Here is a 26,400-nt window from a genome sequence, read left to right on the forward strand (position 1 = left end):
GGGGGCGTAAGGGCATGCGAAAAAAACAATTTTTAATTATTGGTCTCGGTCGGTTTGGTACGAGTGTGTGTAAAGAACTCTATAAGCATGGGCATGATGTTGTCGCTGTCGATGAAGATGAAGAAAAGGTGGAAGATGCTGATGGTTTTACGAATCGTGCCATTATTGCCGACACTACTCATGAGAAAACGTTACGTTCACTCGAACCAGATAGCTATGATGCCGTAATTGTTGCGATTGGTGATCATATTCAAGAAAGTATTTTAACAACGCTTTTATTAAAAGAGCTTGGTGTGCAAAAAGTGTGGGTGAAAGCAAGAAATGAGCAACACCATCGTGTGTTGGAAAAGATTGGTGCGGATCGAATCATTCATCCAGAGCTCGATATGGGGATTCGAATTGCCCATAGCTTAGATTCGGATAAGGTTATCGACTATGTAGAGATTTCTGTTGATCATAGCATTGTTGAATTAATCGCGACCAAAAAAATTGCAGGGAAGACGTTGGCAAAACTAAATGTGCGCAAACGATATAAATGCAATATTCTTGGCATAAAGTCAGGAAAGAGTTTAACGATTACGCCTATGCCTGACGACGTATTAAATATAGGGGATATTATTATTGTCCTCGGAGAAAATCGAGATTTAAAGAAATTGGAAGCGGATCTTTTATAACAGGGAAAACGGGCTCATCGATTGTTTACATCGGTGAGCTTTTTTATTTTTTAGAAGGAAGATGTATTTCTGAGGAGAACTAAATACATAGATGTAGGATAGTGATGGATGTTGTGAAAACAATCATTAGAAAGGGAGTGGCACATGATAACAGTCATGGTAATTGGGCTCGGTTCAATGGGAGAGGTTCATTTAGAATGCTTTCGGAAAATGGACAACGTTCACATCAAAGCAGTTGTTGATTTGGACGAAGAGAGGGCAGTTGCATACGGTCAGAAGTACGGGGCAAAGCCGTTTGTAACGATAGAAGAAGCGATGGAAGAAGAGGTAGATGTTGTATCAATCTGTTTACCAACGGATCAACGTTTTGAGTTTGTAAAGCAAGCGGCTGATAAGGGTGCTGCGATTATTTGTGAAAAACCGCTCGCACGAACGTTAGCAGAAGCAGATAAGCTTATGGCTTATTGTGAAAAGAAATCGGTACGTCTTTTTGTCGGTCATGTCGTCCGCTTCTTCCCTGAATATACCAAGGCAAAAGAAGCTGTACAAAATGGTGCAATTGGAAAGCTTGGGGTTGTTAGAACGGTAAGGAATCGAGCGTTCCCACATCGCGAAGTGGAATGGTATGGAAGCACGAGTCGCAGTGGAGGCGTCATTTTAGATTTGCTCATTCATGATTTTGATTTCCTGCGTAGTTGTTTTGGTGATGTGAAACGAGTTTACGCTCAAGAAACAACCTCTGGTAGCAGTGAAGCGGATTATGCGCTTGTCACACTACGATTTGAAAGTGGGGTCATTGCACATGTGGAAGGGTCATGGGCTCACCAGAAGGATCGATCCGCATTTGAGTTTGCGGGTGAAAAAGGAATTATTCAGTACGATACGTCACAAACATCCCCACTTGTTGTGGAAAGAGTCAATCATGATCACGTAGAAAGCCCGTTTAAACAGTCTGCCTTTCAAGCACAGCTCGAGCATTTTATCGCTTGTATTGAAAATGGTTCTACCCCACTTGTTTCAGCAGTTGATGGCTATCAAGCAGTAGCCATTGCGGAAGCTGCCGCTCGGTCTGTTATAAGCAAGCAACCTGTAAACCTGCAGTCAGTAATGGTTAAACGTTAAGGAGGAGGAACATAGATGAAAGTAGGAATTGTCAGCTTTGCCCACGGGCATGCCAATGCATATGCGTCAAGCCTTGTTAGCATGGACGATGTGGAGCTTGTCGGAATTTATGATGATGTACCTGAGCGAGGAAAAGAAGCCGCAAGCCGATTTCATACTGATTATCTGCCGTCTTATCAGGAACTTCTTAGCAAGAAGCTCGATGCGGTTATTGTCACATCTGAAAATGCGAAACACCTCGAACATGTGGAAGAAGCAGCAAAAGCCGGAGTAGCGGTTTTATGTGAAAAACCGCTTGCAGATACGATAACAGCTGCCCAAAAAATGATTCACGTATGCAAGGAAGCAAATGTTTTTCTGCAAACGGCTTTTCCCGTTCGCTTCAATGAAGTCGTTCGACGTGCGAAAGAGAGAATTGACAGCGGAGAATTTGGCAAGATCGTTGCGATAAAAGGAACAAATCGAGGGAAAAATCCTGGTGGATGGTTTACGGAGAAAGAGAAATCAGGTGGTGGAGCCGTCATCGATCATACCGTTCATGTCGTGGACGTGATGCGCTGGATTCTACAGGATGAAGTGGCCGATGTTTACGCCGAAATCGATCAGTTTTTTTCTGAAAAGAAGCTTGATGATGCGGGCATTTTAAATTTCTCGTTTACGAAAGGTGTCATCGCTACACTCGATTGTAGTTGGTCAAGAAACGAACATTTTCCGATTTGGGGCGATGTGACGATGGAGTTTATCGGCACGAAGGGAACAATGAAGATCGATGCACAAGGGCAGAAGCTCTCTGTGTATGATGCATCGGGCATACATTATCAAGTATTTGCAGATGATATGGATGACGGATTAGTTAAAGATTTTATTAGCAGGGTGCGCTCGAAGAAAGCACCATCTATTACTGGTGAAGACGGGTTACGCGCGTTAGAAGTAGCAATCGGCGCATATGCATCCAGTGAAAAAGGAGAGCGAGTGCAGCTGAAATCATTTCTACAAACGTAAAAAGAAGCGGTCATTCCGACCGCTTTTTCTTGTGTAGTGGATGAAAAACGCTAGGGGCTTGCGTATCAAGAATGCGGTATTCTGATCGTCCTATATACAACGGGAGATTAACATGGTCAAAATTTATCGTATGTTGGTCTGTAAAAGCTTTTGGAGATTCATAGCTTTGGATTACTTCTCCAACGATCCACTCATGGGTGCCATACGTATGCTGCCCAACTAGCCGACATTCGTAAGCGAAGTAAGCATCCTTGATGATAGGGACTTGGCAAATTGCACTAAGTTGATAAGGAATCTGATAGAACTCAAATTTATTCATATCTCGACCGCTATACGTTCCCGCAGCCTGAATCCATTCCGCTTTTTCGTGGGGAAGAAAATGCACGGCAAAGGTTTGGCTTTTTTGAATAAGGTCATATGTGTATGTTTCTTTTCGCAAAGCGATCCCATAGTGTCCTGGTTGCGTAGCCATAAATGTATGCCAACCAGAAGCCATGACATTGACATGGTCATTCCATTGGCTTGTGACAACCGCAACCATGCTTGGGTAGGTGTGCCATGAATCTTTTGATACAGGTTGTAACATCTTCATCACTCCTAAGTTTGGGATGTGTATTCTTATTTAGCGTATAACTAGTATCCTCTCTTTTTGAATGCTAAACTAACGAGAAAGGAGTTGATTAACACGTGGCGACATTCTATAAAGAACCGTTTTCTCTTCAGAAAACAGATGAACTTGAACAACGTTATCAAACGATCCTAAACATTCCTCTTGATTCAGTTGAACAAGTAGAAGTATTTCTGCAGAAGGAATCTGAATTGTCCGACCAGATAGAAGAAATGACGACTGGTCACTATGTTGATTTTAACAGTCAAAACGATTCAGAGGAAGCAAAGCGTAGGTTTGAACATGATCAGCAAGTGGTGATGCCGATTGTGAAGAAATACACGGCTCTATTAGATGATGCTTTTCTATCTTCAAAGGCGCTAAATCAGCTTCCTGAAGACCAATATGGCTATTTAGTAAAACGTAGAAAAAATGCACAAGCGCTTTTTCAAGAGAGCAATATTAATTTAGAAGTAGAAGAAGATCAGCTTGCCACTTCCTATTTTGAACATACAGGATCGCTAACCGCTGAATGGGATGGCGAAGAAATGACACTTCCTCAGCTGAGTGCTTACATGGAAAGCGATGATCGGGACCAACGTAAGCAGGCGATGACGAAATTAAGAGAAGCATTTATTGAAAAAGAAGAGCCGTTGCAAGAGATTCTGACGGAATTAATTCAACTTAGGCAGAAAAAAGCAGAAAACGCTGGTTTTACAAACTATATGGACTACATGTTTAAGAAGTATGAACGGTTTGATTATACTCCAGAAGACTGCAAACGTTTAGCTGCAAACGTGGCGACCTACGTGAAGCCGGTTGTGGAAAAAATACATAAACGACACCAGCGTGAGTTAGGTCTTGATTCATACTTGCCGTGGGATCGTAGCGGAATAAAGCAGGGTGAAAATCCGCTTAAACCCTTTCAAACAACTGAAGAGCTTGTGTCCAAGACCGAAACCGTCTTAAACCAATTAGATCCATCATTCGGGAAACTCTTAGCTGATTTAAATAAGGGGGATGCGCTTGACCTTGAAAGTCGAAAAGGGAAATCACCAGGTGGATTTTGTTCGCCGCTTCCTCTTTCACAGCTTTCCGTCATTTTTATGAATCATGCGAAGCAGCACGAGGATATGATTACGCTTGTTCATGAGATGGGACATTGTATTCATAATGATTTAAAAAAAGGTCTTTCTCTCGAGATGTACCGTGAAACGCCAATGGAATCGAGTGAGCTTGCGAGTATGTCAATGGAGCTATTTTCCATGCCGTTTTGGAACACGTATTATCCAGATCAACAGGATCACGAGCGAGCGACAAGAGATCAATTAGAATCAGTTGTGACGTTTTTGCCAGGTGGTGTTGTCATCGATCAGTTCCAGCACTGGTTGTATGAAAATCCGACCCATACAGTCGCAGAGCGAAATGAAACGTATCGAGCGTTAATGGAAGCACACCATTCTAGTATCATAGACTGGTCAAGTCATGAGAAGTGGCGTGAGACGCAATGGCTTGCGGTTCTTCACATCTTTGAAGTGCCTTTTTACTACATCGAGTATGTTATTGCCCAGCTCGGTGCTATTCAGATGTACAAAAATTATCAAGAAAATCCTGAGAAAACGTTAAAGCAATATAAAGAGGCATTAGCGCTCGGGAGTTCAACATCGTTATCGGAAGTATTTGAAACGGCGGGGATTCGTTTTGATTTTTCTGAGGAAATGATTCGTTCTTTGATGGCGTTTATGGAAAAGGAACTACAGGTGTAATAGAGAAAAGATAGCGCCAATTAGCTAGCGCTATCTTTTTTCTGTATGTATGTGTTTTAGGAGGCCTCGACGCTGAAGTTCTTGTTTTAAAATCGAAATAAAATCAGCGTTTAAGCTTAGATGGATCGCACGATTATACGTTTCGAGAAGAAGATCATCGGAAAGTTTCTGTAACATAACGAGGCTCTCCCTTTTAGTTAATAGATTTCTTGTATACATGTAATTTAACACAATATATAGTGTTAATCAATAAAATCTATCACTATATATACTTATTTTTGGAAAATCAAAAGCAGTTCGACAGAATGTGAGTCTCTTTGATTGGAGCAGTCATATTCAGTTAACTTTTTCGACAAACATCTTTAATCATTCGAAGATTAAGCCATTCATAATCGTCGTCAAAAAGGAGCTTTATGCGCTTGTTTAAGTCGTCATATTTTGTAATCACACCATCTAATGGAAGATAACGGCCTTCGTTCCAAATCGTTACCGTTACACAATGTTGTTCGCTAAGTGCTTCCATAATTGTTAAACCAAGCTCTTGCCAGTTATCTTCTGATAATGGTTCGTGAAGTGGAATATAGGATTCTTCTTGCTGTAATTTTAGCCAGCTTTCTTTATGTTCGGGAAGCATCATTCGACTGCCTTCCCAAAGTAAATTTCCACGTTTTACAAACAGTTCTTCTTTTCGCATCACGAACATCCTTTCGGTCTTTTCTTTTATTATATACGAATATGCGTTCGTTATACAATGGAGATTATTGGATAGGAGAAAAATTTTTGAACCTGTTAGAAAGCGTGTGTACGCCACGATTGACATTTGAGAAAAAAGCGATTCACTAATAGGATGTTTTCTCCGCAACTAAAGAGGGTAAGAAACCGTGATACTGATTTAGAGAAGGGGTTAAACATGAGATGGATTTTAGATAGGCCGAAATTAATGGTCTTATTCTTTATTATGCTTACAGCTGTGGGAGCAATTAGTTTTTCGCAGCTTTCGCAAAGAGAAATTCCAGAATTTGAACCACCGATTGGTCAAATTGTCACGCCATATCCGGGGGCCTCATCAGAGGAAGTAGAACGACAAATTACTGTTCAGGTGGAAGATATCCTTGGAAATTATGAAGAAATCGATTCATACGAATCAGTCTCGGCACCGAGTCTGTCTCTTATTACGGTCGAACTCGACGAAAGTGTCGAAAACAAAGAAGCGCTTTGGAATGATATTAGTCAACAAGTAAATGGGCTAGCATCTTCCTTACCTGAAAATGCGTCAAACCCGGAAGTGGAAACAGATTTAGGGGATCAAGGGTTAGCGACGTACCAAATAACGTACGACGATGATGTGGACGTAGAATCGTTACAGCAAATGATTGAAACGTATGAAGAGGATTTATCTTCACTCGTTGATATTACCGGTGTTGACGTGCAAGGAACAGTGGGACAAGAAATCGCCGTCACTTTGGATGCTGATGCAATGGAAGAAAACGACCTTTCTTTTGCACAGGTACTTGGGGTGTTACAAGGAGAAGAGAATGTCACGCCAATTGGCGAATGGGAAAATGAAGATGCCGTTGTGCCAGTCAACCTTGATACATATCAAGATGTTTCATCATTTAATGATCTCCCTGTTGGTGTAAATGATGAAGGGGACATTGTTCGTCTTGAAGACGTAGGAACGATGCAACAACAATTGAAAGCACGTGAAGAAGCCGTTCAATTTAATGGGGAACGAGCCATTTCTCTTACGTTTACCCTACAGTCAGGTAGCAGTGTTCCAAGTGCGCAAGACGAACTTGATGGCTTTGTGGAACAACTTGCAGCAGATTTACCTGAGGGGGCAGAAATTGAGCTTTTATACTCACAGTCTGACCTAGTGTCTGATCTATTTGCAGATTTGGCTTGGTCATTTGCATTTGCGTTTTTGGCAGTACTAATTGTCTGCTCACTTGGTTTACGAATTGGCTCCGCTATTAGTGTCGCAATAGCTGTTCCCGTATCATTGAGTATTGGCTCCATTGCGTTACCATTTTTCAACGTAGACTTAAATCAAATTTCATTGATTGCTTATATTCTTGTGTTAGCGATTTTAGTCGATGATGCGATCGTGGTGAATGACAACATTGAAAGACAATTAAGGCAAGGGAAATCACCGAAAGAAGCGGCAAGAAAAGGAACGACAGAAGTACTTGGTTCTGTCATTACGTCAACGATCATCGTTGTGTTTACGTTCTTTCCAATTTTATTCTTACCAGGTGGGGCAGGGGAATTTATCCGTCCACTTCCAGTTGTAGTAGTGAGCGCAATCATTGCTTCAACAGCAGTTGGGTTAATCGGTGTCCCTGTTTATCGCGTGTGGAAAGAAAACAGGAAGCCGTTAAAGCAAGATAGCCGCCCAGCAGGAATTGCAGGTCCTGTTTTAGAAAAAGGTGGCCAGTGGTACGGACGTAAATTAATGAAAGGTGTTGTGAATCATCCCTTTATCGTTGCTTTCACTGGTTTGTTTCTAGGAACCGCAGCGTATGGATTGATCCCGTGGATTCCGATTGAGTTCTTCCCGGATTCTGATCGAGAAGAAGTGTTTGTTGAAACGACATTAGAAGATGGAACGCCACTTGCGCAAACGGAAGCAGAAGCGGAAGAAATGGTGGCATGGTTGAGTGAGCATGAATTTGTTCGGTCGGTCTCCAGCTATTCTGGAACATCTATTCCACGTTTATTTAATTCTGATGGTGGGGGAGAGGAAAGTGAAAATCTAGCCAATTTCCTCGTCTTTATTGATAAAGAACAAATTGAAGCTAGAAGTGCGATGGATTTATGGAGCGAAACGCTACCAGAAGAGTTCTCAGTCATTGAAACGTATGAAGTGTCCATCATTGAGTCAGGTCCACCAGTAGGCGCACCAATCGCGATTGACATTAGTGGACCATCTGTTGAGCAATTAATGGAAAAAAGTACAGAGGCACAAAATCTTTTACTTAATGAGGATGGCGTCTTAAACGTCGATGATAACATCGGGAACCAAGTGGATTCCTTTTTGCTAGAAATCGATCGAGAAGCAATGGAAGAGAACGGAATTGTTAGTGACGACTTATCTCAAGCATTGGCAGCTTTAGGAGAAGGAATTCCACTCGGAACCTTCGATGAAGAGGGAGAGTTACTTGATTGGCGTCTCGTCTATGAAGGGGATGAAGTGACATTATTAGAAACGGTTACAATTTCTAGTGAAATAGGGGAAGCCGTCCCTTTAGCTGATTTAGTGTCAATAACTGAAGAAGAAATCCAACCCCGAATTCCTCGACAACAAGGCGAACGAATGGTTACGGTTCGAGCATTTCCATCTGAAGATCAGTCTGCAGATGAGATCATTGCAGGTGTTGAAGATGAACTACTCGCATTAGAAGAAGACGAATACAGCGTAGTGATAGGTGGAGAGACATCAGAACGTACGGACGTGTTTGTTCAAATCGGGCAAATCTTCATCATCGTCGTCTTCCTAATTTTAATTGCAATGGTGATTCAGTTTTATTCCATTACCATTCCGTTTATTGTCTTAAGTGCCGTTTACTTAGCATTCTCAGGTGCTATGATTGGCTTGTTTATTACTCAAACTGGTTTAGGATTTATGTCGTTAATGGGTGGAGTCAGTCTCGCTGGAATTGTCGTTCGAAACGGGATTGTTTTAATTGAATTCATTGAACAGCGAAGAAGAGAAGGACTTGTACCAAAAGAAGCTGTTATGCTTGCGGCCGAACAGCGTTTTCGTCCGATCGTGTTAACATCATTTGTCACGATTGCTGGCTTATTGCCGATCGCATTTGGAAATAGTACACTTTTCCAACCACTAGGCATAACAATTGTGTCAGGTGCGCTATTCTCAGCAGTCCTAACCCTATTTGTTGTACCCGCATTGTATTTAGTGAGAGTCCGATGGAAAGAAGGAAAAATAGAAGGGAAAGAGTAAAAAAAAGCTGTCTTTAAGAGGGATCAACAACGCCTCTGAAGACAGCTTTTTTTTTGAAAAAAACCCTTCAGAAGGCTAAAGCTTCCAAAGGGTTTAAGATTTGCTATTCTACACGATTTGAATCAGTACGTGATTTGGAACCAGAACGATTTTCATCAAACTCTTCTCTTGTGAATACATCGTCAACGTTCATATTAAACTCAATAAGCTCTAACCCAGTCATTTGTTTAATATTTCGTCCGACGCTTTCTTTAATGTCTTTGTAGATTTCGGGAATGCTTTTTCCGTATTCTACATACACTTCCAAATCGATGGCAACTTGCTTTTCACCAACGTCTGCCCGAATTCCTTTTGTGATGTTTTCATCACCGCCAAACGTTTCTCTCATACCTTGAAAGAAGCTGCCGCTCATTCCAAGAATGCCTTCTGTTTCAATCGTTGCTAAGGCAGCAATCTTTTTTATTACTTCATCATCATACGTAAGACGATCACGGTTTTCTTGTTGCTCTTGCTGATTATGTTGCTCCTGCTCAAGTTGTGCATTCGTTTTTTCTGTTGATTTTACTGTTTGTGCCATTGTGCATCTCTCCTTCTAATTCTTTAATGTTATAGGAAATTTGACTTGTTACTTATTTAACCGTTCTGAGTAAAGGTTAAACATCGTTATTTTATGGGAAGTCTGTGCTCCTGTAGGTAAGAGGAGAACAGGCTTACATCAAGAATAGTTAGAAAATAAGTAGTTGACAGTCTTTTTAAACAGGGGTAGAATTTCTTTAAATCATATAAAAATACACGGAATTATAATAAGGATATTTTTTTAAGAAAGGAGCGGCGATGGTGAGCTATCTTTATAAGGAAATGCAGGAAGAAGATTACGACGTACTCAATTCAAAGCTAAAGAGTCGGGACAGTCTTGATATCTTACGTTTCGCCCAACAAACATACGGTGAACATTTAGTCTATGCATGTAGCTTCGGAGCAGAAGCCATGGTCATGCTTGATCTATTATCCAAGGTGCAAAAAGACGCACACATCCTATTTTTAGATACAGATTTTCATTTTCAAGAAACATACGAACTGATTGAAAAAGTGAAGCAGCGCTATCCGGATATGCAGATTAAGCTCGCAAAGCCGCAGCTTACACCAGAGGAACAAGCACAACAGTTTGGTGACAAGCTTTGGCTCTCAAATCCTGACAAGTGCTGCCAAATTCGCAAACTGGATGTTCTTGAGCGAGAAATGGCTCCATTTGATGCATGGTTATCAGGTTTACGTAGAGAGCAATCACCAACCCGAGCAAATACAGAATTTATTAATCAAGATCAGCGGTTTAAAAAAGTGAAAATTTGTCCACTCATCCACTGGACGGAGGAAGAGATTTGGATGTATATCGAGCTTCACAAACTGCCTTATAATCCACTCCATGATCAACATTATCCAAGTATCGGCTGTACGTATTGTACGAATCCAGTTATGCCAGGTCAAGACAATCGAAGCGGCCGTTGGCAAGGAAATCAAAAGACCGAATGTGGGCTACATGCTCCAACGAAAGGAGAAGATTAAATGCTAGTTAAAGAAAAAGACTTAGTGCAGTTATATGATCCGAACTATTCAACAGAGGGTGTAGTGGCTGAAATCGAGCTTGATGGATTCGCTTTATCAGATTTAGAACTCATCGGAATCGGTGGGTTTTCACCGTTAACCGGTTTTTTGAATGAAAACGACTATCAAGCCGTTGTGGAGAACATGCGTCTTGTTAACGGGGCACCGTGGAGCGTCCCCATTACGCTACCTGTAGATGAGCAAAAAGCAGAAGCATTAAAAGATCACGCGAAAGCAAAACTTGTGTATAAAGGCGATGTTTACGGGGTTATTACGATTGAATCAATTTATGAGCCAGACAAAAAGAAAGAAGCTAAGCATGTGTATCGGACGGAAGATACGGCTCATCCAGGCGTAGCAAAACTTTTTTCACGACCCGCGTTTTACGTAGGTGGGGACATTGTGCTAACAAAGCGCTTGGAACGGGAACAGTTTGGTTCTTATTATCTTGACCCAATTGAAACACGCAAACAATTTGCAGATAAGGGCTGGAAAACCGTTGTCGGCTTCCAAACCCGTAATCCGGTTCACCGTGCTCATGAATACATACAAAAAGCGGCTTTAGAAACAGTAGATGGACTCTTCTTAAATCCGCTTGTTGGAGAGACAAAAGCAGGAGACATTCCAGCTGATGTCAGAATGGAAAGCTACGAAGTCTTACTGGCGAATTACTATCCTGAAAACCGAGTTCATTTATCGGTTTTTCCGGCGGCAATGCGCTATGCTGGTCCGCGCGAAGCAATCTTTCACGCCCTCGTCCGTAAAAATTATGGGTGTACCCATTTTATTGTGGGTCGAGATCATGCCGGTGTTGGTGACTACTACGGCACATACGACGCGCAAGACATTTTTAAGGAGTTTGAAGCTGAAGAATTAGGGATTAAGCCCCTTTTCTTTGAACATAGTTTCTTCTGCAAAACATGTGGCAACATGGCATCTTCAAAAACGTGCCCGCACGATAAAGAGCATCACGTGATTCTTTCAGGGACGAAAGTAAGAGAGATGTTAGCTAAAGGAGAATTACCGCCTGAGGAATTCAGCCGAAAAGAAGTGGTTGAGATTCTCATTCGCGGTCAAGAGGAGGCGAATGCATGAGCAAGTCAGTTGAAAATCTTGTTTGGCATGAAGCGACCATCACAAAAGAAGATCGCCAAAGAAAAAACAACCATAAAAGCTGCTTGCTTTGGTTTACAGGGCTTTCTGGTTCAGGGAAATCCACATTAGCGAATGCGCTTGACCAAGTACTTTACAACAATGGCTTAAATAGCTATGTCTTAGATGGGGATAATGTTCGACAAGGGCTAAATCAGGATTTAGGTTTTACAGATGAAGACCGTATCGAGAACATTCGCCGAATTGGAGAAGTTAGTAAATTGTTTGTGGATGCAGGTACCATTGTTTCCACTGCATTTATTTCCCCTTTTCAAGCAGATCGCGAGCGTGTGCGGGAACGATTTGCTGACCATGAATTTATTGAGGTTTATGTGCGATGCAATCTGGAAGAATGCGAAAAACGTGATGTGAAAGGACTTTATAAAAAAGCACGAGCTGGAGAGATTCCACATTTCACAGGAATTAGCTCGCCTTATGAAGCCCCTGAGCAACCAGATTTGACTGTCGATACAGCAGAAGAGTCAGTCGAACAATCGTTAGAGAAACTCGTAAACTATTTAAAAGACAAACAGATTGTAAGGTAGGGGAGATCAATGGCAAAAGGAACCGTTTCTCTTGTTGGTGCAGGCCCAGGCGACATTGGTCTGATTAGTTATAAAGGAATGCAACGCTTACGGCAAGCAGATGTGGTTTTGTATGATCGACTTGTGAATCCGCTCTTGTTAGAAGAAGCCAAAGAGGGAGCGAACCTGATTTATGTGGGAAAGCTTCCAAATCGTCATGTATTTCGACAAGAAGCCATTCATGATGAACTCGTGCGACAAGCAGAATCTCATCAAGTCGTGGTTCGTCTAAAAGGTGGCGACCCTAGTGTGTTTGGTCGAGTAGGAGAAGAGGCTTCCTTCCTAGAAAGCTATCATGTTCCGTACGAAATTATACCTGGTGTCACGTCTGGGATTGCTGCACCAGCTTATGCGAATGTACCTGTTACACATCGAACAAAAGGAACTAGTTTTGCTGTTGCAACAGGTCACAGTCAAAAAGAGAATTCCCTTGAACTTGATTGGGAAGGTTTGTCAAAGATTGATACCGTTGCATTTTATATGGGGGTAAAAAACCTTCCTAACATCGTTGATCAATTTCAACAACATGGGCGAGCTGCGGATGAATCTGTATTGTGTATTCAGTGGGGGACAACGAGTAAGCAAATAGTAGTAAAAGCCACACTGAGTACAATCGTCGAAGCTGTTCAGCAGCAGGGCATAGGGAACCCAGCTATCACTCTTGTCGGAGATGTTGCAGCTCTTTATGAAGGAAAAAGCTGGTTTGAACAGAAACCATTATTTGGCCATTATCCTCTTGTTCTCTCAGAATCTGGGTCTCAGCTAGTTGAACAGCTGCGCGAAGCAGGGGCAGAGGCGTATCAACCAAAAGTGGTTAGAAAACAGGGAATAAACCTAGCAAACCTTTTAACTGAAGGGAATTCACTTGTGTTTGAAACTGAGCAGGATGTCCATGCTTTTTTTCAGCAACTAATCGCAGAAAAAGTGGACGTTCGGTCGCTGAAAGTGAATGTTGTTAGCAAGACTTCAGAAGCAACAGAAGCACTGCGACACTATGGGTTTTTTCATCTATTAACGGAACCAGTTGGAGAGGTATTCACGTATGCAGCAAACGAAAGGGATCAAGTTGAGTGGACGGCTACCTCAGACATCATATTAAATCGTTTAAAAGAGGAAGAGTCCATTACAGATATCTTTGTCTCAACTGTAGAGAAGCTTCAACTTTTAGACAGATTACTAGACGATTATCCAGCATTGCGTAACCTGCCAATATACAGCTACTCACACAACGTCGTCTGTGAATTAGAAAAAAGAGCGTTGCAAGGTCTTTTAATCCATAGCCACGCACATAGTCGATTAGGGCAGTGGTTACATGATTGGCAAGGGCAGGTGAATCAACATGCAAGCCATTCTTTATGTCGGACACGGTAGTCGTGTTCAAGCAGGAAACGAACAATTTCAGACATTTATTAAGCGATTAGAACCAGTTTTTGAAGCGTTTCAAACGCACGCATTTATTGAGCTGACAGCGCCAACTATTCAAGAAGGCATTGATCGGTGTGTACAAGCAGGTGCAACCAAAATTGCTGTTGTTCCTGTTTTGTTATTAACCGCTTTTCATGCAAATAAAGACATTCCGAATGAATTAAAGGAAGCGCAAAAAAGGTATCCTTCACTACAACTAACGTATGGACGCCCTTTTGGCATTCATGACGATGTGATTCAAGTCGCTATTGACCGTCTGAAAGCTGCTGGCTTACAGGAATGGGATCACGACAGAGAAGAAGGAACAACCATTTTACTCATTGGTCGTGGTTCAAGCGATGGCAACCAACCGAGCGATGTGGCTAAAATTGGGCGGCTGCTTTATGAGCGAATGGCGTGCGACAACGTGGAAATTGCGTTTTTAGCAGCAACTACCCCAACAGTTGAAGAAGGGTTAAAGAAATGTGAGAGGTTGGGCGCGAGAAAAGTGTATGTACTCCCGTATTTATTGTTTACTGGTGTGCTCATGAATGAGCTCTCGCAGTCCATTCAAGAAAGAGAGAATGATACCGAAACGAACTACATTCTTTGCGATTTTCTTGGCTTTGACTTTGGCTTAGAGGCTGTCTTAGAAGCACGAGTGAAAGAGGCGTTGACGATGGACGTGATGAAACGATGACCGTTGCGCTGCCTTACATGATTCAAGTATCTCAACTAACAATTACCGTTGTAGGTGGTGGAACGGTTGCGCATAAACGTTGCAAAGCGCTCATCCACGCCGGTGCAAAAGTCCATGTACTTGCACCTCGTTTAGTGGGGGAGTGGGACGCATTGATACAAGAAGATGGCTTCCGCTGGGAACAGCGTAGTTTAACGGGACAAGAAAGCCTTCTTTCCGATTGGGTATTCCTGTGCACAACCGATCAAGCGCTCCATCGCTCAATCATGAACAATCGAGCTCCTCGTCAAATGATGTATGCGTGCGATGACGCTCAAGCAGGACAGTTTTACGTACCTGCTCAAATTGATAAGGGACTATTGAGTGTGAGTGTCTCGACCGCTGGTGCAAGCCCTTCATATACAAAACGAATTAAAGCAATACTTGAAGAAGTACTTCCTGAAAACGCTGAAAGGGACCTGGTGTTTTTGCAACAAGCTCGAAAAAAGTTATTAGCGCAAGACGGGCAAAGGGAAGAAAAGCTTGCCGTTTTAAAAGAATTAGCTCGACCTGAACGATTACGTGATCCAAACCGAGAAGAATGGTTCAACAACGCGTTCGCATCATTAGAAAAAAGAAGGTAAGAGGTGAATCACTTGCAGTTGCAAACAACCAACAGTCCATTTAGCAAAGAACAAGTTGAATGGCTTAATCAACTATTGCCATCTTTAACGCAAGAGCAAAAAGTATGGTTAAGTGGCTATATGGCTGCTTCAGGAAACACTGCTGTTCAAGAAATAGCGGCTAGTGTGGAAACCGAGCAGGCACAAGCTCAACGTCCGACTGCTGAAAAACGAGAGGCAACGATTCTCTATGGTTCGCAAACAGGAAATGGGCAGCAACTCGCTCAACAAGCAGCAGATCAGCTGAAGGAACAAGGTGTAGACGTTACCCTTTCATCGATGCATACATATAAGCCAAAACAGCTTAAAGATGTAAAGCACTTGCTCGTCATCGTAAGCACACATGGAGAAGGTGACCCGCCTGATCATGCCATCACGTTCCATGAATTTATGTACAGTAGAAAAGCACCGAAGTTAGATGGTGTGGCTTATTCGGTATTAGCTTTAGGCGATTCGTCGTATGAATTTTTCTGCCAAACAGGAAAAGACTTCGATGAGCGCTTGGCTGAATTAGGCGGCACACGCCTGTTTCCTCGCGTAGACTGCGATCTTGATTTTGATGAAGATGCAAATGAGTGGATTCAAGGCGTACTAAAAAGTTTAACAGAACAAGCTGGTGAACAGCAGATTAGTTCTACGCAACAAGCGGAAGCACCAGCAGTGGGAACAGCTGCTTATTCAAGGTCGAATCCTTATTTAGCGGAAGTGTTAACAAATATTAATTTAAATGGACGCGGATCTATAAAAGAAACTCGTCATCTTGAATTATCCCTTGAAGGGTCTGGCTTGTCTTTTGCACCAGGAGATAGTGTAGGGATTTTCCCGGAAAATGATGACGTATTAGTGAACCAGTTGCTTGAAGCAACCAGTTGGGATCCGCAAGAAGCAGTCCCAATTAATAAAAAAGGCGACGTCCTCCCATTAAAAGAAGCGTTACAACGACAGTTTGAGCTAACCGTATTAACAAAGCCCTTACTAGAAAAAGCATCTCTTCTATCTGAAAATGATGCCATCTCACAGCTTCTTCAAGCCGAGTCCTCAGAACAATTAAAAGCGTATCTGGAAGGGCGTGACTTGATTGATCTTTACCGAGATTATGGACCTTGGAAAGGTGGCGCAGGTGATTTTGCAGCTATTTTAAGAAAGATGCCGCCACGCTTATACTCGATCGCAAGTTCGTTTGAAGCGGAGCCAGACGAAGTGCATCTAACAATTGGTGCGGTTCGATATGATGCACATGGACGTAGTCGAACAGGCGTCTGTTCCGTTGAATGCGCTGAGCGAAAAGAGCCAGGCGATACACTGCCAATTTTTATTCAAAAAAATGAAAGCTTCCGTTTACCTGAAAACCAAGAAGCACCAATTATTATGATTGGCCCTGGAACGGGTGTCGCGCCATTTCGTGCCTTTTTAGAAGAAAGAGAAGAGCTCGGCGTGGAAAGCCAAGCATGGTTATTTTTCGGGGATCAGCATTTCACAACCGACTTTCTCTATCAAACAGACTTTCAGCGCTGGTTGCAAGAAGGGGTCTTAAGCAAAATGGACGTGGCATTTTCACGTGATAGTAAAGAAAAAGTTTACGTCCAGCATCGGATGAAACAGCATGCAGACGAACTATTTTCATGGTTAGAAAAAGGTGCCTATGTGTATGTATGTGGAGATGAGACACGAATGGCAAAAGATGTTCAGGACACCTTGCTTGAGATTATTAAAGAACAAGGTCAAAAAAATGACGATGAAGCGAATGCTTATTTAACAGCAATGCAACAAGAAAACCGATATTTGCGAGACGTATATTAATGGAGGGATGGCAGTGAAAAAGATTGATGAAATTCAAGCACAGGATGGACCTCCGAGTGACGTAGAGCGGATAAAAGAGGATAGTCATTATTTACGAGGCACGTTAACAGAAGCATTAAACGAACCAATTAGTGCTGGTATCAATGATGATGATAATCGCTTAATGAAATTTCACGGTAGTTATTTACAAGATGACCGTGATCTAAGAGATGAACGAAGACAACAAAAGCTCGAACCTGCCTATCAATTTATGGTGCGTGTTCGACTTCCGGGAGGAGTAGCGACACCTGAACAATGGTTGAAAATGGATGAACTTTCCCAAGAGTATGCCAATGGCACGTTACGATTAACAACGAGGCAAACGTTCCAGCTTCACGGCATTTTAAAATGGAATATGAAAAAAAGTATTCAAGGGATCAACGATGCGCTCATGGATACAATTGCAGCGTGTGGAGATGTTAATCGAAATGTCATGATCACACCAAATCCGTATCAATCAGATTATCATCAAGAAGTGTATGAATGGTCACGGAAATTAAGCGATGATTTGTTGCCGAAGACTAGAGCCTATCATGAAATTTGGCTTGATGAAGAAAAAGTCGCTGAAACACCGAAACAAGAAGAGATTGAACCGATGTATGGTCCACTTTATTTGCCAAGAAAGTTCAAAATTGGTGTAGCGATCCCACCAGCCAATGATGTGGATGTGTTTTCTCAAGATATTGGCTATATTGCGGTTATTGAAGATGGAAAACTAAAAGGGTTTAACATTGCAGTAGGTGGCGGGATGGGCATGACTCATGGCGACCAGCAAACCTATCCTCAGCTGGGGCGTGTAATAGGTTTTTGTAAACCGGAGCAAATGGTTGATGTAGCTGAAAAGCTCATTACCATTCAGCGCGATTATGGAAATCGTTCAGAGCGTAAATATGCACGATTTAAATATACAATTGATAAACGTGGTTTAGATTGGCTTGTAACGGAATTACATGAACGCTTAGGGTGGAAGCTAGAAGAGGCGACGGCGTTTCAGTTTGATCATAATGGTGATCGATATGGGTGGACGAAAGGCGTACGAGGCCGTTGGCACTACACGCTTTTTGTACAAAATGGCAGAATTAAAGATGATGGTGACTATCAACTAATGACTGGATTACGGGAAATTGCTAAGGTCCATTCTGGTGATTTTCGCTTAACAGGAAATCAAAACGTCATTATTAGTAATGTCTCGTCAGCGAAGAAAAAGCAAATTACAGCGTTAATTGAAGCGCACGGATTAACAGACGGTGCGTACACATCAGGCTTACGAAGAAACTCAATGGCGTGCGTAGCATTTCCTACATGTGGCTTAGCGATGGCTGAATCAGAGCGGTATCTGCCCTCACTCGTTTCCAAGCTTGAATATGTATTGGACGATGCAGGATTAAAAGATGAGGATATTACGATACGCATGGCTGGGTGCCCAAATGGCTGTTCACGAGCAGCGCTAGCTGAGATCGGCTTTATCGGTAAAGCGCCAGGTAAGTATAATCTTTATCTAGGTGCTGGTTTTGCTGGTGAACGTTTAAGTAAAATGTACAAAGAAAACATTGGCGAAACAGAAATTCTTGATACCCTTGCACCGATCATTCATGATTATGCAAAAAATCGAGTAGAGAAAGAGCATTTCGGTGATTTCGTTATTCGCTCAGGCTACATTTACAAAACAGAATCAGGTCTCGATTTTCATAAAGAAAAAGCTGATGCTTAAACGCAAGAACCCGACATCCAATATGGATGCCGGGTTTCTCTATTTCCTGCCGCCTCTGACTAACTGAATAATTAGTACTACGAGTGCAACAATAAGTAGTAAATTAATGAATCCACCTGCAACATCAAGCACGAGTCCTACAAGCCAAACGGCAATAATAATACCAATAATTGTCCAAAGCATGATTTTGACCTCCAATGGTTAAATAAGTTGAACAATAGTATCTTTCCCTATTACAAAGGAGAATAAACGCTAGTTGCTAGAATCGCCCTCGATTAAAAGGAGAGCTTCCGTATATCCTTCTTCTTCTCCTATGAGCTGTACAGTTATTGTTGCATCTTCATGGTTTGACTCAAATTCAGGAACAAATTCAAGGATTTGTTCACTACGATAGGTTAGCTCGGAATAATCTGATTCATTGCTGCGATCTTCTTCCGTGACATCATCCGGCAAATGGGAACGAACTTGTTCAACCGCATCTTCTTCAGAAAAAAACGCATCTCGCTCTAATGCTTGTAAGTCTAGATGAATTTTTGTGGCACGGTCATCATCAAACGAAACAGTTAGATACCCTGTGTAATCGGTATAATCATAGGTTGACTCGTCTTCAGTGATTTCATTATCTCCGTACTCAGCTTCAAAATCTTCCGTCGTATTTCCAAGACCCGGTACAGACGTATTTTGATTACACCCTGCGATAAAAAGAACGGACAGGAAGACAGTTGCTAAAGTGATGTGCTTCATGGTGTTGCCCCTTTCAGAACGTTTGATATTCTACAAGTACCCTGTCAAATCGATCATAAAACGAACAAAATCTTACAAAAATGATAGGCATATTCACTGTCTGTGTTTCATAGAATAGTAGAAGAACTCTTTTTGAAAGCAGGTGAAGCGATGCATAAGTGGCTAGTAGCAAGTCTATTGTTTTTTCCATATTTCTTAAGTGGGGAAACAATAGAACAGCATGTGGACGAGGTGAAACCAATTGATCATTTGTGGACAAGCTCTTCAATTGAATATGACTACCATGTAGGGGAAGATTTAATATCGAAAGCTTACTCCACGCTTATAACGGATGATGAAGACCAGGCCAGGATTTTAATTGAAATTGATACTTCTGTCGTTAATGGAGACGTTCTTCTTAGTGTCGCCGAAGAGCTTCACCAGGAGCTTGAGCAGACTCAGCCTGGTTTAAGCAGAGGCATTTTTGCTCGTTCAGATGGTAAAGCTCAAGGTGACGAGAACATCAACCTTTATATCGGTGGCGTGGAAAATACGGATGAAGAACTGGAGACAACTGTAGAACTCGTAAAAAACATTATTCATCAAATGAACTAGATTAAGATGCCCATCATACACAGCTTATCGTTCAAGCGATGAGCTGTTTTTAACGTTTAAATGGTATAATTCAAAATAAGAGGCGCGTAGGGATTCAGTTATTAATCAGACACTATGCTTCTGTCAATAGGAGTATTTTTACGATGAGGTGAAGACGATGAGTGAAAAATGGCTTTATTGGGCTAATCGTATGCAAGCCATTGCCCAATCAGGAAAAGCTTTTTCAAACGATCCCTATGATTTAGAACGTTACGATGAATTGTTATCCATGAGTGCGGACATCCTTGCTCATTACGGCGATGTGGATACGAAACTTGTAAAAGCATTATTCGAAAACGAATCAGGCTATCAAACACCGAAACTTGATGTAAGAGGTGTTGTGTTTCAAGATAATAAAATCCTGCTTGTTCGCGAAAAAAGAGATCAGCTCTGGTCATTACCAGGAGGCTTCTGTGAGGTTGGTTCGTCTGCAAAAGAAAATGTAGAAAAAGAAATCTATGAAGAATCAGGCTATCAAACAAAAGCGAAAAGATTGTTAGGATTGTATGATATGCAGAAGCATGGCCATCCCCTTCAGCCATTTCATTACTACAAAGTGTTTTTACAATGTGAGATAACAAAGGGGGCAGCAAGTAAAGGGTTGGAAACAGACCAAGTCGGTTTTTTTGCGAGCGATTCGTTACCCCCATTATCTGCGAAGCGGAATACAGAAGAACAAGTAAAAACAATGTTTCGTTTTTTAGATCAGACGCAGGTGGAAGCTTATTTTGAATAATGATGGTGAAACCTTTTTCATGAAAAAGCAGTATAGAGAATATGAAAACTTAACTATGGAGTGTGAAGGATGAAAAAAATGTATGCGGTCACACCGGCTAATTTTGTAGAAGTGTTAATTCATAAGGGATACGAATCGATCTATCAGCAATTAAGCGACACGTCTCGAGAACAAATCAGTCTTGAAGCATTTACTGCTTTCTGTGAGGAACAGCTAAACGAAAAACTACAGTTTATGCAGGTTTCAACAATGGAGATTCAAGGTTTCACAGAATACCAATGGCTGTCACATGAGGAAACGTTAGGGTTACGAGTGTTATTTTCTGAAGATCATATTATTTATGGGTTCCAAATTGTACCTGCTAGGATGGCTTACCCATCAGACAAGCTGTGGTCAAAAAATACGTACGCTTTTCCGTTTAAAGGTAGTTGGTTGACGCTTTGGGGAGGGACAAACGAACTGGTTAATTACCATTACCCCCTCGAACAACAGCGGTATGCTTACGATTTTGTAGTGAGTCGCAACGGCTATACGTTTGATGGCGAACCTGATCAAAATGAAAATTATTTTGCATTTGGTAAAGAAATCTATGCGCCTTGTAAAGGAACTGTGGTTCAGTGTGTATCAACAGAAGAAGATGTCCAGCCAGGTATTCAAACGAACGAAGATCAGCCTTTTGGAAACTATGTCATTATCAAACATGATTTCGACGAATATAGTCTAACTTGCCATATGAAACAACATAGCATGATGGTTAAAGTAGGGGACGTTGTTGAAAAAGGAGCTCTTTTGGGGCAATGTGGCAACTCTGGTCATACAACAGAACCACATATTCATTTTCATGTGATGAATCAGCAAGACCCTTTTTCTGCACAGTCGATTCGCATAAAACGAGGTGATGAGCCAATAAGAGGGGAAATGGTCAAGAACGCTTAATGTAAATAGACAGAAAGTTTTAATGATTCTATTCTAAAGGGAACGAAAGGATTGATTGGATGGTAACGTTTAAAAAACCAGATGTACGAGCATTTTTGAAAACAGTTAAGGTAACGCGATTTGCGGTAAGTCCAGATGGGAAGACGATTGCATTTCAGGCTGACTTTACAGGCGTACCAGAAATTTGGGCGATGGACGTTGAGGTTGGATTCCCGTATCAATTAACCTCTGTTGGACAGGTGGCATACGATTTACGTTTTAGTACGGATGGATCATTTATTATCGTCAGCTTTGACCACGATGGAAATGAGAAAGCACAATTGTATGGTCTGTCTGTTGAAGGCGGAGAGCTGACCCCAATTCGAACAAGAGAGAATACGCATTTTAACGTGTGTGCGCAATCAAAGGATGGGCAAACACTTTACTACACATCTGATCAGGACAATAAGACTTATTTTAACTTATACACATATCATTTTGAAACAGAAGAGGAGTCAATGGTTTTAGAGGGAGAGGGGGCAAGATTATCTTTATCCGCGTTAAGTGAGGATGAACAATCGTTTACCTATGCAAACGTATATGGAAATACATCGAGTGTCGGGTACCTGTATAGAAATGGAACGAGTGAACCTCTTATTCCAGGCGCTGATCGCGAGCATGTTACCTCGGATAGTGTGATCTTAAAAGACGGAACAGTCTACTTTACAACAAATGTTAATCAGGAGTTTAGTTTTTTAGCACGTTACAGTCCACAAACGAAAACATTTGAAGAGCTTTTGACGATTGATGGGGAAGCGATCACAAGTCTTACATTAACGGAAGATGAAACTTCCATGTACCTGATTGCAACAGCAGGCGTGCTAGATAAATGCTATCACTATCATCTCGACACAGGGGTCTATGAAGAACGAGCATTACCGGTTAAATCTGTGGAACAAGTCGAACTTACTACTTCAGGGTCACTCGTTGTGCTAGGTTCAACGCCAACAAGACCAAGCAACATTTACATGTATCATGAAAACAAATGGAACCAGCTAACAGAAGTGCGTGTGACTGGTATACATGAGCAAGAATTAAGTGAGCCTGATGTGATCCGTTATTCTTCGTACGACGGGTTAGAGATTGAGGCGTTATTGTATAAGCCACAGCCTGATAAAGCGAATGGATACACGGTGCTTATGCCACATGGCGGACCGCAATGGGCAGATCTGCTAGATTATGATGCCAACAGCCAAATTCTTGTTTATGAAGGCTATCAAGTATTTATGCCTAATTACCGTGGATCAACTCGATATGGAGCAAGCTTTACAAAAATGGTCGAAGGAGACTGGGGCGATGGGCCACGTTTTGATATTCTTCAAGGATTGGATGAGTTAGCAGTACAGAAAAAAATCGATCCAGAAAAACTGGTTGTCCTAGGGGGAAGTTATGGAGGCTATATGACGCTTTTATTGCATGGGCGCCATCCCGAAAGGTTTAAAGCTGCAGTCGATATCTGTGGCGTATCCAATTTATTTAGCTTTGTTGAGACCGTGCCAGAATCATGGAAACCCTTTATGAATCGGTGGGTTGGCGATCCGGAAAAGGATAAGGAACGATTAATAAAAGATTCGCCGATCACGTATTTAGAAACAATGACAAAACCAATGCTCGTTATTCAAGGCGCAAATGATCCACGAGTTGTTAAAGAAGAATCAGATCAAATTGTCGACGCGCTTAAGAAACAAGGTACAGATATTGATTATCTTGTCTTTGAGGATGAAGGTCACGGTTTTACGAAAGTAGAAAACCGAATCACGATGTTTGAGACGATTATTCGCTTCTTACATCGTCACTTACATGGATGAGAAAGTGGAAGCATCCAGCGATACTCCTTGGTACAACAGGGCTTGCTAACATCGGTGACTTCATATATTTAATTGTGATTAATATTCTTGTTTTTCAACTAACAGGGTCGGCAACAGCTGTTGCGGCCCTGTGGATGATTGGACCGCTTGTTAATATATTCACAAAGTTGTGGACAGGTAGTTTTATCGACTACAGGAGCAAGCGACTCATTATAATGGCTACGTATATCATTCGTGCAATAGGCATCGCGATGATTCCGTTTGCGCCAAACCTCTTCGTCATTTATTTCATTTTAATTGGGTTAAGTTTCGCACAATCCTTTTTCTTTCCCGCATCCATCACGTATACGACGATGCTCGTACCTGTGGAACTTAGGAAGCGCTTTAATGCCATTCGTTCTTTTACGTCATCTAGTGCGTTTATTATTGGTCCAGCCATTGGTGGTTCGGTTCTTCTAGCATTTTCCTCTTCCGTTACGTTGTGGATAAATGCACTTCTATTCGTTTTAGCCGCAAGTCTTTTATGTTTTTTGCCGGAAGAATACGAGGGGCAACGTTCCAAACCACCAGCTTTAACGTGGTACCAAATAAAGACTGACTTTACAATCGTTCTAACTTTCATCAAAAACGAATCGTTTTCAATGGGGATTTACATCGCTTTTCAACTAACGCTTTTATTTACTTTTGCGATGGATGTGCAAGAAGTTGTATTTGTGCAAAATGCGGTAGGGTTATCTGAACTCGATTATAGTTTACTGGTCAGCATAACTGGAATAGGTTCGCTTGTATCAGCCATCATTCTTTCTTTTTTTGCCAATCATTTTACATTAAGGTGGATGATTGCGAGTGGCATGTTTTTTATGACGATTGGGTATGTTCTTTACGCATTTTCGTGGTCGTTTGTATCCATCGCTGTTGGTTTTATCATTTTAGGATTCTTTAATGTCATTGTGAATGCAGGCATGACTACGTTCTATCAGAATCATGTGCCAACACCAATGATGGGAAGAGTTACAAGTATGTTTCAGCTTGGTCAAAGTATTGGGCAAATTGTACTTGTATTCCTAACAGGTCTCATGATTGATCTTTTCTCGTTGCGCCTAACAATTGTTGTTCTTGCACTTTCAATGACGCTAGTAGCGTTTTTGTTTGCGTTTCCCGTACTAAAGAAGAAAAACCGAGTCTATTTTATTGAGAATACGCAAGAACAAAGAGCAAAAGATGCTAAGTAAAGAGGCTTCTTGTATTTTACCAATAATTAGCGTTTTATGAAGGTTGAAAAAGGGGAGAGGTGATAGAAGCAATTAAAAGGGGGACGAACCGTGACGACAATAAAACAGAAAAAGGCAGAATCTTACGTGAACAATGTGATCGAACAGGTGAAGGAGAAAAATCCAAATCAGCCTGAATTTTATCAAGCGGTACAAGAAATGGCGCACTCATTAATTCCATTATTTGAACGAGTGCCTCACTACATGGATTATGCGATATTAGAGCGTATGGTTGAACCTGATCGGATGATTACGTTTCGAGTCGCATGGAGTGACGATGATGGGGTCATTCATGTAAATCGTGGTTTTCGAGTCCAATTTAATAATGCGATTGGCCCTTATAAAGGAGGCTTGCGATTTGACCCTTCTGTAAATGAAAGCATTGTTAAATTTCTCGGGTTTGATCAAATTTTTAAAAATGCGTTAACGGATCAAGCGATTGGTGGAGGAAAGGGTGGTTCAGATTTTGATCCTAAAGGAAAGTCAGATATGGAAATCATGCGGTTTACCCAAAGCTTCATGAATGAGCTCTCCAAATACATTGGACCAAATGTAGATGTGCCTGCTGGAGATATCGGTGTTGGAGGGCGCGAAATTGATTTTATGGTCGGTCAATACAAACGGTTACGTGGTGCTTTTGAAAAAGGCGCATTCACTGGAAAAGGGATCGATGTCGGTGGAAGTTTAATGCGAACCGAATCAACTGGATATGGAGCTGTATATTTTGCCGAACAGATGCTGAAACATGAGGAAAGTGATGTAGAAGGGAAAAAAGTGATTGTATCAGGTGCCGGAAAAGTATCGCTTTATGCAATGGAAAAAGCAGTGGAGTTAGGTGCGACTGTTGTTGCCTGTAGTGATTCAAGTGGTTATATTTTTAATGAAGATGGCTTAGATGTTAGCGCCATTAAACAAATAAAAGAAGAAGAGCGGAAACAAATTTCTTCGTATTTAGATTACGATGAAAACGCAACGTTCCATGAAGAAGGGCGTATATGGGAAGTGAAGTGTGATCTTGCCTTTCCGTGCGCGACACAAAATGAATTAGATGAAGACGATGCCAAGCAACTTGTCGAGAATGGTGTCACCGCGGTCGTTGAAGGCGCAAATATGCCGTGTACAGAAAAAGCGATCCAGTACTTACAAAACAACGATGTGCGGTTTGGACCTGGTAAAGCCGCAAATGCAGGTGGTGTTGCCGTATCTGCGTTAGAAATGGCGCAAAATAGTTCAAGAGTGTACTGGAGCTTTGATGAAATTGATGGCATGTTAAAAGATATTATGGCGGATATTTATAAAAAAAGCGCTTCAGCCGCCAAAGAATATGACGTAGAGGGTGACTTGATTTCAGGTGCCAATATTGCAGCATTTAAAAAAGTTGCAGATGTAATGGTCGCGCAAGGAATTATTTGATTAAATGACTTGTGTGGGAAAAACGTCTTCA

Annotated in this window: 25 protein-coding genes; 19 read left to right on the forward strand and 6 right to left on the reverse strand. The window is 41.7% G+C overall.

Features of this window, described 5'->3' with window-relative positions:
* Window positions 1-14 precede the first annotated feature (14 nt).
* From ABC361_RS04415 to ABC361_RS04425, 3 genes are all read left to right on the forward strand, one after another.
* On the forward strand, window positions 15-674 hold the full coding sequence (locus ABC361_RS04415; protein ID WP_413072865.1) for a potassium channel family protein: 660 nt from the start codon (window positions 15-17) through the stop codon (window positions 672-674).
* A gap of 144 nt (window positions 675-818) precedes the next feature.
* On the forward strand, window positions 819-1,796 hold the full coding sequence (locus ABC361_RS04420; RefSeq protein ID WP_413072866.1) for a Gfo/Idh/MocA family protein: 978 nt from the start codon (window positions 819-821) through the stop codon (window positions 1,794-1,796).
* Window positions 1,797-1,811: 15 nt separating this feature from the next.
* The gene (locus tag ABC361_RS04425; RefSeq protein WP_413072867.1) at window positions 1,812-2,798 is read left to right on the forward strand and encodes a Gfo/Idh/MocA family protein; all 987 of its coding nucleotides are present in this window, start codon (window positions 1,812-1,814) and stop codon (window positions 2,796-2,798) included.
* Window positions 2,799-2,808: 10 nt separating this feature from the next.
* Here the strand turns inward: ABC361_RS04425 and ABC361_RS04430 are convergent, their stop codons facing one another.
* Entirely contained in the window at window positions 2,809-3,384 is a 576-nt protein-coding gene (locus tag ABC361_RS04430) for a flavin reductase family protein (protein WP_413072868.1), read from the reverse strand.
* A 101-nt stretch (window positions 3,385-3,485) separates the two neighbouring features.
* Between ABC361_RS04430 and ABC361_RS04435 the strand changes: the two genes are divergently transcribed.
* Window positions 3,486-5,171, forward strand: a complete 1,686-nt coding sequence (locus tag ABC361_RS04435) for a M3 family oligoendopeptidase (RefSeq protein ID WP_413072869.1) — start codon at window positions 3,486-3,488, stop codon at window positions 5,169-5,171.
* A 30-nt stretch (window positions 5,172-5,201) separates the two neighbouring features.
* On the opposite strand, the gene sda is transcribed toward ABC361_RS04435, so the two are convergent.
* Complete coding sequence (sda, locus tag ABC361_RS04440; protein ID WP_369682428.1) at window positions 5,202-5,390, reverse strand: sporulation histidine kinase inhibitor Sda; 189 nt, start codon at window positions 5,388-5,390, stop codon at window positions 5,202-5,204.
* A 121-nt stretch (window positions 5,391-5,511) separates the two neighbouring features.
* Complete coding sequence (locus ABC361_RS04445) at window positions 5,512-5,865, reverse strand: YolD-like family protein (protein ID WP_413072870.1); 354 nt, start codon at window positions 5,863-5,865, stop codon at window positions 5,512-5,514.
* A gap of 216 nt (window positions 5,866-6,081) precedes the next feature.
* On the opposite strand from ABC361_RS04445, the gene ABC361_RS04450 reads away from it, so the two are divergent.
* Window positions 6,082-9,135, forward strand: a complete 3,054-nt coding sequence (locus ABC361_RS04450; RefSeq protein ID WP_413072871.1) for an efflux RND transporter permease subunit — start codon at window positions 6,082-6,084, stop codon at window positions 9,133-9,135.
* A 103-nt stretch (window positions 9,136-9,238) separates the two neighbouring features.
* On the opposite strand, the gene ABC361_RS04455 is transcribed toward ABC361_RS04450, so the two are convergent.
* Window positions 9,239-9,712: an Asp23/Gls24 family envelope stress response protein gene (locus ABC361_RS04455; protein ID WP_413072872.1), complete on the reverse strand. Its 474-nt coding sequence runs from the start codon at window positions 9,710-9,712 to the stop codon at window positions 9,239-9,241.
* A 281-nt stretch (window positions 9,713-9,993) separates the two neighbouring features.
* Here ABC361_RS04455 and ABC361_RS04460 point away from each other — a divergent pair, with 281 nt between their 5' ends.
* Genes ABC361_RS04460 through cysI form a run of 8 tightly spaced genes read left to right on the forward strand, consistent with a single transcriptional unit; the run spans window position 9,994 to window position 18,789 of the window.
* The gene (locus ABC361_RS04460; RefSeq protein ID WP_413075714.1) at window positions 9,994-10,698 is read left to right on the forward strand and encodes a phosphoadenylyl-sulfate reductase; all 705 of its coding nucleotides are present in this window, start codon (window positions 9,994-9,996) and stop codon (window positions 10,696-10,698) included.
* The gene (gene sat / locus ABC361_RS04465; RefSeq protein WP_413072873.1) at window positions 10,699-11,832 is read left to right on the forward strand and encodes a sulfate adenylyltransferase; all 1,134 of its coding nucleotides are present in this window, start codon (window positions 10,699-10,701) and stop codon (window positions 11,830-11,832) included. It abuts the gene before it with no gap.
* Window positions 11,829-12,434 carry an adenylyl-sulfate kinase gene (cysC, locus tag ABC361_RS04470; RefSeq protein WP_413072874.1) on the forward strand — a complete coding sequence of 202 codons (606 nt, stop codon included), beginning with the start codon at window positions 11,829-11,831 and terminating at the stop codon, window positions 12,432-12,434. The genes sat and cysC overlap by 4 nt, the downstream gene beginning before the upstream one ends.
* A gap of 9 nt (window positions 12,435-12,443) precedes the next feature.
* On the forward strand, window positions 12,444-13,844 hold the full coding sequence (gene cobA, locus ABC361_RS04475) for a uroporphyrinogen-III C-methyltransferase (protein ID WP_413072875.1): 1,401 nt from the start codon (window positions 12,444-12,446) through the stop codon (window positions 13,842-13,844).
* Window positions 13,813-14,577 carry a sirohydrochlorin chelatase gene (locus ABC361_RS04480; protein ID WP_413072876.1) on the forward strand — a complete coding sequence of 255 codons (765 nt, stop codon included), beginning with the start codon at window positions 13,813-13,815 and terminating at the stop codon, window positions 14,575-14,577. The genes cobA and ABC361_RS04480 overlap by 32 nt, the downstream gene beginning before the upstream one ends.
* Window positions 14,574-15,200 (forward strand): precorrin-2 dehydrogenase/sirohydrochlorin ferrochelatase family protein, encoded by a 627-nt coding sequence (locus tag ABC361_RS04485; RefSeq protein WP_413072877.1) that lies wholly within the window; start codon window positions 14,574-14,576, stop codon window positions 15,198-15,200. The genes ABC361_RS04480 and ABC361_RS04485 overlap by 4 nt, the downstream gene beginning before the upstream one ends.
* A gap of 12 nt (window positions 15,201-15,212) precedes the next feature.
* Window positions 15,213-17,039 (forward strand): assimilatory sulfite reductase (NADPH) flavoprotein subunit, encoded by a 1,827-nt coding sequence (locus ABC361_RS04490; protein WP_413075715.1) that lies wholly within the window; start codon window positions 15,213-15,215, stop codon window positions 17,037-17,039.
* Window positions 17,040-17,061: 22 nt separating this feature from the next.
* Complete coding sequence (cysI, locus tag ABC361_RS04495) at window positions 17,062-18,789, forward strand: assimilatory sulfite reductase (NADPH) hemoprotein subunit (protein ID WP_413075716.1); 1,728 nt, start codon at window positions 17,062-17,064, stop codon at window positions 18,787-18,789.
* Between the two features lie 39 nt (window positions 18,790-18,828).
* On the opposite strand, the gene ABC361_RS04500 is transcribed toward cysI, so the two are convergent.
* Window positions 18,829-18,972, reverse strand: a complete 144-nt coding sequence (locus ABC361_RS04500; RefSeq protein ID WP_413072878.1) for a lmo0937 family membrane protein — start codon at window positions 18,970-18,972, stop codon at window positions 18,829-18,831.
* Window positions 18,973-19,041: 69 nt separating this feature from the next.
* Window positions 19,042-19,533 (reverse strand): hypothetical protein, encoded by a 492-nt coding sequence (locus tag ABC361_RS04505; RefSeq protein ID WP_413072879.1) that lies wholly within the window; start codon window positions 19,531-19,533, stop codon window positions 19,042-19,044.
* Between the two features lie 132 nt (window positions 19,534-19,665).
* On the opposite strand from ABC361_RS04505, the gene ABC361_RS04510 reads away from it, so the two are divergent.
* The 6 genes from ABC361_RS04510 to gdhA all read left to right on the forward strand — a co-directional run bounded on the left by ABC361_RS04510 (window position 19,666) and on the right by gdhA (window position 26,369).
* Entirely contained in the window at window positions 19,666-20,127 is a 462-nt protein-coding gene (locus tag ABC361_RS04510) for a stage II sporulation protein P (protein WP_413072880.1), read from the forward strand.
* 157 nt (window positions 20,128-20,284) lie between these two features.
* Window positions 20,285-20,902, forward strand: a complete 618-nt coding sequence (locus ABC361_RS04515; protein ID WP_413072881.1) for an NUDIX hydrolase — start codon at window positions 20,285-20,287, stop codon at window positions 20,900-20,902.
* A 69-nt stretch (window positions 20,903-20,971) separates the two neighbouring features.
* Window positions 20,972-21,838 (forward strand): M23 family metallopeptidase, encoded by an 867-nt coding sequence (locus ABC361_RS04520; protein WP_413072882.1) that lies wholly within the window; start codon window positions 20,972-20,974, stop codon window positions 21,836-21,838.
* A gap of 59 nt (window positions 21,839-21,897) precedes the next feature.
* Window positions 21,898-23,685, forward strand: coding sequence for a S9 family peptidase (locus tag ABC361_RS04525; RefSeq protein ID WP_413072883.1), 1,788 nt, complete (start codon window positions 21,898-21,900; stop codon window positions 23,683-23,685).
* Window positions 23,682-24,917 carry an MFS transporter gene (locus ABC361_RS04530; RefSeq protein ID WP_413072884.1) on the forward strand — a complete coding sequence of 412 codons (1,236 nt, stop codon included), beginning with the start codon at window positions 23,682-23,684 and terminating at the stop codon, window positions 24,915-24,917. The genes ABC361_RS04525 and ABC361_RS04530 overlap by 4 nt, the downstream gene beginning before the upstream one ends.
* A gap of 90 nt (window positions 24,918-25,007) precedes the next feature.
* Window positions 25,008-26,369 carry an NADP-specific glutamate dehydrogenase gene (gdhA, locus tag ABC361_RS04535; RefSeq protein WP_413072885.1) on the forward strand — a complete coding sequence of 454 codons (1,362 nt, stop codon included), beginning with the start codon at window positions 25,008-25,010 and terminating at the stop codon, window positions 26,367-26,369.
* The last annotated feature ends 31 nt before the right edge of the window (window positions 26,370-26,400 follow it).

It is taken from the genome of Shouchella phoenicis (assembly GCF_047238345.1).
In the GTDB taxonomy this organism is placed as follows: Bacteria; Bacillota; Bacilli; order Bacillales; family Bacillaceae_D; genus Shouchella.

Bases quoted from the DNA above. Each gene is read 5' to 3' on its own strand.
- ABC361_RS04420 (WP_413072866.1), top strand. From the start codon at position 819: ATGATAACAGTCATGGTAATTGGGCTCGGTTCAATGGGAGAGGTTCAT.
- ABC361_RS04500 (WP_413072878.1), bottom strand. From the start codon at position 18,972: ATGCTTTGGACAATTATTGGTATTATTATTGCCGTTTGGCTTGTAGGA.
- ABC361_RS04505 (WP_413072879.1), bottom strand. From the start codon at position 19,533: ATGAAGCACATCACTTTAGCAACTGTCTTCCTGTCCGTTCTTTTTATC.
- ABC361_RS04485 (WP_413072877.1), top strand. From the start codon at position 14,574: ATGACCGTTGCGCTGCCTTACATGATTCAAGTATCTCAACTAACAATT.
- ABC361_RS04425 (WP_413072867.1), top strand. From the start codon at position 1,812: ATGAAAGTAGGAATTGTCAGCTTTGCCCACGGGCATGCCAATGCATAT.
- cobA (WP_413072875.1), top strand. From the start codon at position 12,444: ATGGCAAAAGGAACCGTTTCTCTTGTTGGTGCAGGCCCAGGCGACATT.
- ABC361_RS04455 (WP_413072872.1), bottom strand. From the start codon at position 9,712: ATGGCACAAACAGTAAAATCAACAGAAAAAACGAATGCACAACTTGAG.
- ABC361_RS04430 (WP_413072868.1), bottom strand. From the start codon at position 3,384: ATGTTACAACCTGTATCAAAAGATTCATGGCACACCTACCCAAGCATG.
- ABC361_RS04415 (WP_413072865.1), top strand. From the start codon at position 15: ATGCGAAAAAAACAATTTTTAATTATTGGTCTCGGTCGGTTTGGTACG.
- ABC361_RS04520 (WP_413072882.1), top strand. From the start codon at position 20,972: ATGAAAAAAATGTATGCGGTCACACCGGCTAATTTTGTAGAAGTGTTA.
- sda (WP_369682428.1), bottom strand. From the start codon at position 5,390: ATGTATACAAGAAATCTATTAACTAAAAGGGAGAGCCTCGTTATGTTA.
- ABC361_RS04450 (WP_413072871.1), top strand. From the start codon at position 6,082: ATGAGATGGATTTTAGATAGGCCGAAATTAATGGTCTTATTCTTTATT.
- cysC (WP_413072874.1), top strand. From the start codon at position 11,829: ATGAGCAAGTCAGTTGAAAATCTTGTTTGGCATGAAGCGACCATCACA.
- ABC361_RS04480 (WP_413072876.1), top strand. From the start codon at position 13,813: ATGCAAGCCATTCTTTATGTCGGACACGGTAGTCGTGTTCAAGCAGGA.
- ABC361_RS04525 (WP_413072883.1), top strand. From the start codon at position 21,898: ATGGTAACGTTTAAAAAACCAGATGTACGAGCATTTTTGAAAACAGTT.
- ABC361_RS04530 (WP_413072884.1), top strand. From the start codon at position 23,682: ATGAGAAAGTGGAAGCATCCAGCGATACTCCTTGGTACAACAGGGCTT.
- sat (WP_413072873.1), top strand. From the start codon at position 10,699: ATGCTAGTTAAAGAAAAAGACTTAGTGCAGTTATATGATCCGAACTAT.
- ABC361_RS04460 (WP_413075714.1), top strand. From the start codon at position 9,994: ATGCAGGAAGAAGATTACGACGTACTCAATTCAAAGCTAAAGAGTCGG.
- ABC361_RS04445 (WP_413072870.1), bottom strand. From the start codon at position 5,865: ATGCGAAAAGAAGAACTGTTTGTAAAACGTGGAAATTTACTTTGGGAA.
- ABC361_RS04515 (WP_413072881.1), top strand. From the start codon at position 20,285: ATGAGTGAAAAATGGCTTTATTGGGCTAATCGTATGCAAGCCATTGCC.